The following is a 223-nucleotide window of genomic DNA, read 5'->3' as shown; positions in this document are numbered from 1 at the left end:
AATGTTCTACGCCAGATCGTATGCGTGGAGAGCTATTTTTATTGTTAGGTGACTCTGCTGGTGGTAGTGCAAATCAAGCAAGGGATCGTGAGTTTCAAGAGATTATGCCGTTACGAGGTAAAATTAAAAATACCTGGGAAGATGAGTCGGAGGTAATTTTAAGCTCTGAAGAAATCCATAATATATCAGTATCGATTGGTATCGACCCAGGCTCTGCGAATTT

At 40.8% G+C, this 223-nt stretch carries 1 pseudogene; it reads left to right on the top strand.

Annotated features, from left to right (window positions below):
- A pseudogene (locus tag V6256_RS15700) lies at window positions 1–223 on the top strand (DNA topoisomerase IV subunit B); the annotation flags it as partial.

It is taken from the genome of Psychromonas aquatilis (assembly GCF_038155185.1).
GTDB lineage: Bacteria > Pseudomonadota > Gammaproteobacteria > Enterobacterales > Psychromonadaceae > Psychromonas > Psychromonas aquatilis.
This window is presented reverse-complemented; position numbering and strand designations above follow the sequence as displayed.